The 595-nt window shown below is 48.4% G+C and carries 1 protein-coding gene; it reads right to left on the minus strand.

Annotation, left to right across the window (positions count from 1 at the left end; all coding sequences use genetic code 11):
- Nucleotides 1–595, minus strand: a 595-nt coding sequence (locus tag HMPREF3108_RS01625; protein WP_256262211.1) for an SHIRT domain-containing protein, incomplete at both ends; no start/stop codon positions are given.

Raw genomic sequence — 595 nt, forward strand, 5'->3', positions numbered from 1 at the left:
TGTACCTTCTGCTGTCTTAACTTCCGTTTTGCTTGGTTGCGTTGGAGTCGCTTGACTACCATCTTTCAGGTCTGTTTGGTCTGCTGGAAGCAAGTCTTTCACTTCTTGTGGAAGCTCTTTACCTGGGGTTCCGCTGACAAACTCGTGAGTCGCCTTGTAGGTTGGCGCTGGGGTGAATTCCCAGGTGCCTATGAAGTGTGCGTCTGCTCCATTGATGGTTTCGGAAGTCTTGTCATAGGTCTTGAAGCTCCATGTACCTTCTGCTGTCTTAACTTCCGTTTTACTTGGTTGAGTCGGGGTTACTTGGCTGCCATCTTTCAAGTCTGTTTGAGCTACTGGAAGCAGATCTTTTACTTCTTGTGGAAGCTCTTTGCCTGGAGTTCCACTCACAAATTCGTGTGTCGCCTTGTAGGTTGGCGCTGGGGTGAATTCCCATGTTCCTACAAAGTGTGCGTCTGCTCCATTGATGGTTTCGGAAGTCTTGTCATAGGTCTTGAAGCTCCATGTACCTTCTGCTGTCTTAACTTCCGTTTTACTTGGTTGCGTTGGAGTCGCTTGACTACCGTCTTTCAGATCTGTTTGGTCTGCTGGAAGC

The organism is Streptococcus sp. HMSC10A01, assembly GCF_001807785.1.
Taxonomy (GTDB): domain Bacteria; phylum Bacillota; class Bacilli; order Lactobacillales; family Streptococcaceae; genus Streptococcus; species Streptococcus gordonii.